We start from the raw sequence: 8,882 nt of genomic DNA on the forward strand, positions 1-8,882 counted from the left end.
CTGTGACGTGTCCGCCTTGGTCGCTGAGCCGGCGGCGTCTTGCGCTGACTGCGCGGCCGCCTGCTGTGACGTGTCCGCCTTGGTTACTGAGCCGGCGGCGTCTTGCGCTGACTGCGCGGCCGCCTGCTGCGCTGTGTCCGCCTTGGTCGCTGAGCCGGCGGCGTCTTGCGCTGACTGCGCGGCAGCCTGCTGTGACGTGTCCGCCTTGGTCACTGAGCCGGCGGCATCTTGGGCTGACTGCGCGGCCGCCTGCTGTGCTGTATCCGCCTTGGTCGCTGAGCCGGCGGCGTCTTGGGCTGACTGCGCGGCCGCCTGCTGCGCTGTGTCCGCCTTGGTCCCTGAGCCGGCGGCGTCTTGCGCTGACTGCGCGGCCGCCTGCTGTGACGTGTCCGCCTTGGTTACTGAGCCGGCGGCGTCTTGCGCTGACTGCTCCGCCGCCTGCTGCGCTGCTTTCGCATCTGCCGCTGATTGTGTAGCTGCCGTTTGTACTAAATTAATTGCCGATTGAGTTGAAGTATTAATTCTTTTTTCTAATGCCTCCAACTGACCATAATTGACAGCATCATGTTTATCTTTACCATCGGCAATATTAACTAATCGCAATTTAGTTTGACTGTGACCAAATGACACTACATCACTGTTATTTGAGCTAAAAGCAGGAATTCCCACATAATATGAATTTGTCAATGTTGGAAATGCTGTATTTGTATTAGAAAAAAAGAAAGTGTTATTAGCCAGCTTTTGGTCAACATGTCGTTTAACCTGTCCAAAAGTCGTTGCGTCGTGATCCTCAGTACCTTCAGCAATATTCGTTAGCGGTTTATTTTTACTGGAGTCATCCTTATCACCAAACGAAACACTCTGTTTTCTATCAGTTTTGGACCCAGCACCTAAAGCTACTGAATCATGATAGTTAGCAGTAGCAGTATTCCCCAGAGCAATACTATAGTTTACTTTATCGCCAATCTTCGCTTTTGAACCTATAGCTATAGAATGCTCTGAATTGTCTCCAATTATCGAGCGATAACCCAAAGACACAGATTGGGAACTCTGATGACCAATATACGATCCCAACACCGCTAAAGAACCATGTGAATTATTGCCTATCTCCGATTGTCCCACTGCCATAGAAATATGTGAATTATTGCCTATCTGCGATTGTCCCACTGCCATAGAAATATGTGAATTATTGCCTATCTCCGATTGTCCCACTGCCATAGAAATAAATGAATCATCACCAATAGACGAATCAGTCAAGGCAGTAGAATATGAAGAATTATTGCCTATCTCCGATCTTCCCACTGTCATAGAATTATATGAGTGCTCTCCCAATTTACCGTTCAATAATACAATAGAATTTATCGAACCCGGCACCAGAGACCTAGGCCTGCTTAAATCTATCCGACTGTCCTTTGATATAAGGATCTCACCCCCACCTATGTGAAACAAATAGAGATAATCGCCCAATTTTCCCGCTGGCAGAGAGATGTCTTTTGGAGATTGAGTTTTATCTTGAGTTTGAGCTGTACCTTGAGCTTGAGCATAAGATACTAAGGCGACATTAATTAATGTTGCCAAAGTAGCTGGCTTAAATAAAATCTTTTTCATTCTTTTACCTTTACATAAAATTTCCGGTAAATTCATTTACCAAAGTGATCAATAGCCTCGATGAAATAAAACACCAGAATAAATCTGACTAAATATAGGATAGCACTCGTAAATCAGTGCTTAATTTATATAAAAGCAATGGGAAATAGTAATAGAGAATTCACCCTGCTTATTGATAATACCCTGGGACTTGTAACAAGAAGCACACAAGCGTATAAATTTATCACATGTTAAAATTAGGAAGCAGAGTAAATACCATGAAAAAATAAAACGCAAGTTTTTTATACAGTGGTTTCATTGTTACACGTTATATTTATACCAAAATCCATCATTGAATTATTCCTGTCACCACTTCCCCTCTGCCTTTAAGATACTATAAATAGTTTTATAAGATTTTTCTGATAACACACTTTAGTTAACAATTAGACGCTATCTCTATTTATTCACATTAATTCAGCACCTCATTTTGATGAGATATTCATTAATAAAACATTTAAAAAATAATTAATAAAGTTATTTATTTAAAATATATATTTAGAGTCACCATAATATTCTTATTTGTTATTATTCTATTTCTTGCCAGATTTACTTATACAACCAACCCTAAAGTTCTAAGATATAACTTTATTGTATATAACGTTCACCTTTTCTTGCCATATCATCATTAAAACAACTTTATAAAAAATAAACATATTTTTAATATCAATCGATTAGGAAGGTTCTATGACCCCATCATGGCTCAGTTTAGCGCTGGATTCCCTGTGGCCGATGCTTTACGCTGGCCTGACATTCACCATTCCCCTCACGCTGATTACATTCGCCCTTGGGATCTCGTTGGGGTTTATCGTTGCTTTAATCAGGCTATACGGCCCTAAGCCGCTGATTGCTGTAGTTCGGTTTTATGTCTGGTTAATTCGTGGCACACCTCTGTTGGTACAACTGTTTCTGATTTTCTACGCCCTGCCCAGCGTGGGCATTACACTGGAAGCGTTCACTTCCGCCGTTATCGGCTTTACCCTGAATGTCGGCGCCTATACCTCAGAAGTGATCCGCGCCGCCTTAATTTCTGTTCCCAAGGGGCAATGGGAAGCCTCTCACTCTATCGGCATGAGTTGGTGGCAATCACTGCGCCGTATCATACTGCCACAGGCGGCACGGGTTTCAATTCCTCCCTTGTCCAATACCTTTATTTCGCTGGTAAAAGACACGTCTCTGGCTTCCGTCATTACCGTGCCAGAAATGTTTCTGGCGGCACAACGCATCGCCGCGGTCACTTATCAGCCGCTCATCCTGTATACCGAAGCCGCCATTCTCTATCTACTCTTGAGTTCGGTGTTGTCAGCACTGCAAAACTGGCTGGAAAAGAAATTTGCCCAACAAAACAGCAACCAACAAAGTAATGAAGGAAGCTAAAGATGATTCAGCTCACCAATATTGAAAAAAGTTTCGACGGGCAAAAGGTGCTGAAAAATATTCACCTGACCATTAAGGAAGGCAGCCTGACTGCACTTATCGGCCCTTCTGGCAGTGGGAAAAGTACCTTGCTGCGTTGTATTAATCTGTTGGAGATCCCACAGGCCGGCAAGCTGGAAATTGGCAAGGAGCAGATTACATTTAACGGTAAGGAGCGGCTGCCACACCGGGAAATCCAGCGCTTTAGCCTGCAAACTGGCATGGTATTCCAAAACTTCCAGCTTTTCCCGCATCTGACGGTGATTGAAAACATTATGGAAGGGCTGATTTGGGTACAAAAATGGCCACGCAAATGCGCCAGAGAACGGGCACTGGAATTGTTGGAAAAAGTCGGTATGGCCCACAAGGCCGATGTCTGGCCAAGCACACTGTCGGGTGGTCAACAGCAGCGTGTAGCCATAGCCAGAGCGATGGCACCTTCGCCAAAAGTGCTGCTGTGTGATGAGCCAACTTCAGCACTTGACCCTGAATTATCCAAGGAAGTCATTTCGGTCTTAAAACATTTGGCAGAAGAAGGCACGACCATGTTAATGGCAACGCACGATTTGCGACTGGCTGCCAACCTTGCCCATAACGTCGTCTTTCTGGAATCCGGCGAGATTATTGAATCTGGCACGGCAAAAACTATCTTCACCCGCCCCAGTAAGGTACGCACTGTCGAGTTTATCTCAACCCTGACAGAAACCTTACCGGATTGGGAAATATAGCAAGCAGTCACGTTTAACATCAGCAACATCTTTTATTCGGAGAAACGCAATGAAAAAAATTTTGAGTCTGTTACTGGCGGGCGCGACTGCCCTTGCTATTTCTGCCCCTGTCTATGCCGGCAAAGATTTTGACGCCATAAAAGCTTCTGGCGTCTTTAAGATTGGCACGGAAGGCACTTATCCTCCTTTTACCTACCATGATACCAGCAACAAATTAACCGGCTTTGATGTGGATATCGCACGGGAAATCGCCCGTCGTTTGAACGTTAAACCTGAATTCATGGAAGTAAAATGGGATGGCTTGATCGCAGGGCTGGATGCTAAACGTTTTGATGTCGTTATCAATCAAGTGGGAGTCACCCCAGAACGTGCAGCAAAATACAGTTTCTCCATTCCTTATACAACGTCTCAAGTCGCGTTGATCATCCGTGATAATAACAGTGATATTAAAACCTTCTCTGATATTAAAGGAAAACGTTCAGCTCAATCACTAACCAGTAACTATGGGCAACTGGCAACGTCTTACGGGGCTAATTTGATCAGTACCGATGGTTTTAACCAAGCCATTGATTTGGTCGTCACCGGACGCGCTGATGCTACATTGAATGATCGCCTGTCGTTCCTTGATTTCAAAAAACAGCGCCCTAATGCCCCCGTGAAAATTGTCGCCCACCAAGCCGATGCGAGTAAATCAGCCGTTTTACTGCGTAAAGGGGATGCCGAACTAGTAGAAGCCATCAATAAAGCCCTGCGAGAGATAAAAGATGACGGTACGTATGCCCGTATCTCCGAGAAGTATTTTGGAGTGGATATTTCTAAGTAAATCAGGAAAATCCTCCTGAATAAACTGTTTCATTTAAATTATATGGGACTACGGTCCCATAATTATTATTTAAACCAATTAATTCCATGCTGTATTATTCATTATTCCCAACCATAAATAATATAAAATAAAATACTGTTTTGCCATCTCTTCGACTCGCTCATCCCAATAAAGCATACTAATCGCTAATCCATTTGATTTAGTGGCTGACGTTAATAATTTAAGGTTTATGAACAATCTACCTATTTTACAGGATCTACGTGTTTTTCTTTTAGTCGCTAAAAGAGTCTGTTTTGCAGCCGCTGCTGAAGAAATTGGGGCGTCTCCGGCCTTTATCAGTAAACGCATTGCGATATTAGAAAGCGTATTGAATGTCACGCTGTTACATAGGACAACACGTCGAGTATCAATTACGGAAGATGGTGAGCGAATATACGAATGGGCACAACGCATTCTAAATGATGTTAACCAGATGCTGGTGAACTTTCTGAACTTCGACAAGAACCTCAAGGAACCATTAGAGTCGTCAGTAGCTTCGGTTTGACGTGGAAGATCGCATTATAGATTTAGTCACTGAAGGCATTGATTTGGATATTCGTGTTGGTGATGATATTGATAATAACCTTACCTTACGCTCTTATTGGGGTGTCAGAGAAAATATCAAATCACCATATTCTTCCTGAATATTATCAACCAGCGAATATCTGGGCGGTCTATGTCACACGTCTGGCCATGTCTGCTTGTATCAGGGTAACGATTGAATTTTTAGAGCGCTATTTTCAACTTCATTATTCAGAACAAATTGAAGTTAAACCAGAAACAAGAACCTTGTCAGTAAGCTGATATGGGACCGTGGTTCCATATTTTATCTGATTAATTATTAGTTAAACCAATACCTTTCATGCTGTATTATTTATCTTCCCTATCAATAAAGATAAAGAACAAATAATGACAGCAAAAACAACAGATAACTACGTTATTCGCCCTATCACCCAACAAGACAACGCAGGCATTGCCGCTGTTATCCGCGAGGTATCCGCCGAGCATGGCTTAACCGCAGACAAAGGTTTTGCCGTTGCTGATCCGATTCTGGATACACTGCACGAAGTTTACAGCCAGCCACGCAGCGCTTACTGGGTTGTCGAAATGGATGGCGAAGTTGTTGGTGGTGGCGGTGTTGCTCCGCTGGCGGGTGGTGATAATGATACCTGCGAATTACAGAAGATGTACCTTTCATCGGTACTGCGGGGAAAAGGTGTTGCCAAGCAAATCGTGAAGCAATCGCTCGAATTCAGTACAGAACAGGGTTTTAAACGCTGCTATCTGGAAACGACGGGGAACCTGAAAGCCGCTATTGCCCTGTATGAAAAACTGGGATTCAGCTATCTTGATAAGCCACTTGGCAATACAGGCCACAGCGACTGTGAGGTCAGGATGTTCAAGGCACTATAACGCCGACAAACATCAATAAATCAGCCCCACGGATCAAGTGGGGCATTGGAGTATAACGCTGTCTTCAAAAGACCTTAATGAAGCCTGCGTTCATCTTCTTCTGGGGGAAAGAGATCACCTTCATCATCTTCGTCATCCGGTGCATTGGGATCTTCAAAATACGTCCCCCAACCATCGTAATTCACACCGATCTTTTCAGCCAGATCCATCAGTTGTTCAACTTGTACGTTGATCAGTTCAGCCTCCAGACGGCTTTCGCTGATCACATCGCAACACATCAAAACAACGCGATCTTCCGTTTCCAGCTCTTCTGCATCCGTGACTTCATAACCTAACTTAAATGCTTCGACGGCTGCTTTCTCCAGTTGATCGAAGTTTTCCGCCGAAAAGTGGTGCTCAATAATGTAAAGCGCATCAGGATCGCTACCATCTTCCAATAATTCTTCAATGACCAAGCGAGTTTCTTCGCGCTGTTCTTCTAAAGCATGTGGGTCTGCCATGCCAATCCCCTCCGTCAGTTGGCTGTCCTGTTTTGCATTCTCCCATCTTTTTTTAACAAAGGATATATCTATCCAGTTTTGTTCAAGGAGAAATACAACCCATAAGCGACTGATCCACAATCAGTCTTAATACCATCACTCTTACAAACGCTGAACATGGGACTTGTAATTGAATTTTTTATCGATATATAGTGAATATAAATTCAATATTGCACTGATGGAGATAATGCATAATGAACCCATTTTTCCAACGATCGTTCCTAAAATTACTTGATTTTACTCCTACAGAAATTAATACTCTTTTAACACTGGCCCATGAATTAAAAACGAATAAAAAGTCAGGTAATGAGTCTCCCTTACTCACGGGAAAAAACATTGCCTTGATTTTCGAAAAAGTCTCCACCCGTACACGCTGTGCATTTGAAGTCGCTGCTCATGATCAAGGTGCCAATGTTACCTATTTAGACTCAAGTGGCAGCCAGATCGGGCACAAAGAATCCATCAAAGACACCGCGCGGGTGCTTGGGCGGCTGTATGACGGCATCCAATACCGTGGTCACGGTCAGCCAATTGTCGAAACGCTGGCGCAATACGCAGGCGTTCCGGTTTGGAATGGCCTGACTGATGAATTCCACCCTACCCAGTTGCTGGCTGATTTACTGACGATTCAGGAGCACAGCCAAAAACCGCTGTCTGAAATCAAATTTGCCTATCTGGGCGATGCCCGCAATAACATGGGTAATTCTATGCTGGAAGCTGCTGCATTGACGGGTATGGATCTCCGTTTGGTCGCTCCAAAAGGGTGCTGGCCAGACGCGGGTTTGGTTGCAGAATGCCAAAAACAGGCGGAGAAAACTGGCGGTCAGATCACTCTGACAGAAGATATTGCACAAGGTGTAAAAGAAATTGATTTTCTGTATACCGATGTTTGGGTATCAATGGGAGAACCTAAGTCGGTCTGGCAAGAACGCATCACATTACTGAAACCCTATCAGGTCAATATGGATGTTGTAAAACTGACAGGGAATCCAGAGGTAAAATTCCTGCATTGCCTGCCTGCTTTTCACGATGAAGAAACGATCCTCGGCAAACAACTGGCAGAAAAATTCAATTTATATGGTGGGCTGGAAGTCACCAATGAATTATTTGAATCAGAACACAGTATTGTGTTTGATCAGGCTGAAAACCGAATGCATACCATTAAGGCCGTGATAGTGGCAACGTTGGTGAATGAACTGAATTTGTGATTGATTTTTTATAATTGTTCGCTAATGCGGTGTGGTTAAACACCGCTTTTTAGTGAGTTACCACAAGTCTTACCTGAGACGTTTTCACTTGTCTTCTGCATTTACGAATTAAACAATTCCCCTAACAGATTTTTCTGAAAGATGTTACCTGAGCATAATCAACATAAATCTCATTTATTAAAAAATAAAAGGTTAACATATATATTAATATCATAATTTACTGATAGATGAAGATATTATTAACTATTATAAATAGCTAATAATTTTGAATCATGACTCCACATCACAAAGTAATTAGAAACACACCCTAAATTATCAGTTATCATGATGAAACAACCTGAATTATCTTCTGGATAACTATAATGATACTTATCACAGTATCCGAAAGTAGCTCTGATAAACTCATTTCCAGACCTGAGGCTTATATAATGATTACCATAAGGTAAACCTGTTGCCATCATCGTATCTTCAACCCTGAAGTCCTGTGCGGTTATATCCGTATTTAACACGATGCCTTCTTGTAATCGGTCAGCATCTGCATTATTGAAGATAACTGCTCCCAACCATGTTTCTTGATCACGCCCACGAAGCTGCTGATTTTTTATTGTCAATGAGTAAGGTAATACCCAATAAAAAACATAGACACCCACATAATACCCTTTTTCAAATTCGCGTCTAAAAGCATTGTCACGTATTAATGAAAGTTTATTACTTTTAATACTATACGGCTCACGTGGTATTACTGTCAGAATATGTAAATACTGCTGCATATTGGTTGTGAATTTATTTCCATCAATGGTCACCACAGCCATAAATTCCATGCTGACATTAATATTAGCCCTCGTCCGCAGATAACGATAAACGGTTTCCTGCCTATCCTCATCCTCTGTCGCTATTAAATTAACAGTGCGATCTATACTTCCATTCTCTTCCAGAGTCCCTTCATCATACTCATTCTTGTTTTTATCACATGACCAACCTAAATAAATAGGCTCATTCGGATCCGCACTACGCGCAGTAATCGTCACACTCTCTTTCTCTTCGTTAGTTAAGGTCATGTATTAAATGGTTA

The 8,882-nt window shown here is 42.8% G+C and carries 7 protein-coding genes and 3 pseudogenes; 6 read left to right on the forward strand and 4 right to left on the reverse strand.

The window, feature by feature from the left end; translation table 11 throughout:
- Positions 1-1,308: pseudogene (locus tag H8A87_RS19385) on the reverse strand (hypothetical protein); the annotation flags it as partial.
- Positions 1,309-2,331: 1,023 nt separating this feature from the next.
- Here H8A87_RS19385 and H8A87_RS19390 point away from each other — a divergent pair.
- The 3 genes from H8A87_RS19390 to H8A87_RS19400 are packed head-to-tail and all read left to right on the forward strand — an operon-like array spanning position 2,332 to position 4,611.
- Complete coding sequence (locus H8A87_RS19390) at positions 2,332-3,021, forward strand: amino acid ABC transporter permease (protein ID WP_232370382.1); 690 nt, start codon at positions 2,332-2,334, stop codon at positions 3,019-3,021.
- Between the two features lie 2 nt (positions 3,022-3,023).
- Entirely contained in the window at positions 3,024-3,788 is a 765-nt protein-coding gene (locus H8A87_RS19395; RefSeq protein WP_198691515.1) for an amino acid ABC transporter ATP-binding protein, read from the forward strand.
- Positions 3,789-3,837: 49 nt separating this feature from the next.
- On the forward strand, positions 3,838-4,611 hold the full coding sequence (locus tag H8A87_RS19400) for an amino acid ABC transporter substrate-binding protein (protein ID WP_198691516.1): 774 nt from the start codon (positions 3,838-3,840) through the stop codon (positions 4,609-4,611).
- 132 nt (positions 4,612-4,743) lie between these two features.
- On the opposite strand, the pseudogene H8A87_RS20115 reads toward H8A87_RS19400, so the two are convergent.
- A pseudogene (locus tag H8A87_RS20115) lies at positions 4,744-4,833 on the reverse strand (hypothetical protein); the annotation flags it as partial.
- Between the two features lie 7 nt (positions 4,834-4,840).
- On the opposite strand from H8A87_RS20115, the pseudogene H8A87_RS19405 reads away from it, so the two are divergent.
- A pseudogene (locus tag H8A87_RS19405) lies at positions 4,841-5,454 on the forward strand (LysR family transcriptional regulator).
- Between the two features lie 105 nt (positions 5,455-5,559).
- On the forward strand, positions 5,560-6,063 hold the full coding sequence (locus tag H8A87_RS19410; protein WP_198691517.1) for a GNAT family N-acetyltransferase: 504 nt from the start codon (positions 5,560-5,562) through the stop codon (positions 6,061-6,063).
- 74 nt (positions 6,064-6,137) lie between these two features.
- Here the strand turns inward: H8A87_RS19410 and rraB are convergent, their stop codons facing one another.
- On the reverse strand, positions 6,138-6,563 hold the full coding sequence (gene rraB, locus H8A87_RS19415) for a ribonuclease E inhibitor RraB (RefSeq protein WP_198691518.1): 426 nt from the start codon (positions 6,561-6,563) through the stop codon (positions 6,138-6,140).
- Positions 6,564-6,796: 233 nt separating this feature from the next.
- Here rraB and argF point away from each other — a divergent pair, with 233 nt between their 5' ends.
- Positions 6,797-7,810, forward strand: coding sequence for an ornithine carbamoyltransferase (gene argF, locus H8A87_RS19420; RefSeq protein ID WP_198691519.1), 1,014 nt, complete (start codon positions 6,797-6,799; stop codon positions 7,808-7,810).
- Positions 7,811-8,049: 239 nt separating this feature from the next.
- Here the strand turns inward: argF and H8A87_RS19425 are convergent, their stop codons facing one another.
- Positions 8,050-8,868 (reverse strand): hypothetical protein, encoded by an 819-nt coding sequence (locus H8A87_RS19425; RefSeq protein WP_232370383.1) that lies wholly within the window; start codon positions 8,866-8,868, stop codon positions 8,050-8,052.
- Positions 8,869-8,882: the final 14 nt, after the last annotated feature.

It is taken from the genome of Xenorhabdus lircayensis, assembly GCF_016306625.1.
Lineage (GTDB): Bacteria > Pseudomonadota > Gammaproteobacteria > Enterobacterales > Enterobacteriaceae > Xenorhabdus > Xenorhabdus lircayensis.

What these genes read in the sequence shown, in the direction of transcription:
- H8A87_RS19390 (WP_232370382.1), top strand. Translation starts at nt 2,332, where the DNA reads ATGACCCCATCATGGCTCAGTTTAGCGCTGGATTCCCTGTGGCCGATG.
- H8A87_RS19395 (WP_198691515.1), top strand. Translation starts at nt 3,024, where the DNA reads ATGATTCAGCTCACCAATATTGAAAAAAGTTTCGACGGGCAAAAGGTG.
- H8A87_RS19400 (WP_198691516.1), top strand. Translation starts at nt 3,838, where the DNA reads ATGAAAAAAATTTTGAGTCTGTTACTGGCGGGCGCGACTGCCCTTGCT.
- H8A87_RS19410 (WP_198691517.1), top strand. Translation starts at nt 5,560, where the DNA reads ATGACAGCAAAAACAACAGATAACTACGTTATTCGCCCTATCACCCAA.
- rraB (WP_198691518.1), bottom strand. Translation starts at nt 6,563, where the DNA reads ATGGCAGACCCACATGCTTTAGAAGAACAGCGCGAAGAAACTCGCTTG.
- argF (WP_198691519.1), top strand. Translation starts at nt 6,797, where the DNA reads ATGAACCCATTTTTCCAACGATCGTTCCTAAAATTACTTGATTTTACT.
- H8A87_RS19425 (WP_232370383.1), bottom strand. Translation starts at nt 8,868, where the DNA reads ATGACCTTAACTAACGAAGAGAAAGAGAGTGTGACGATTACTGCGCGT.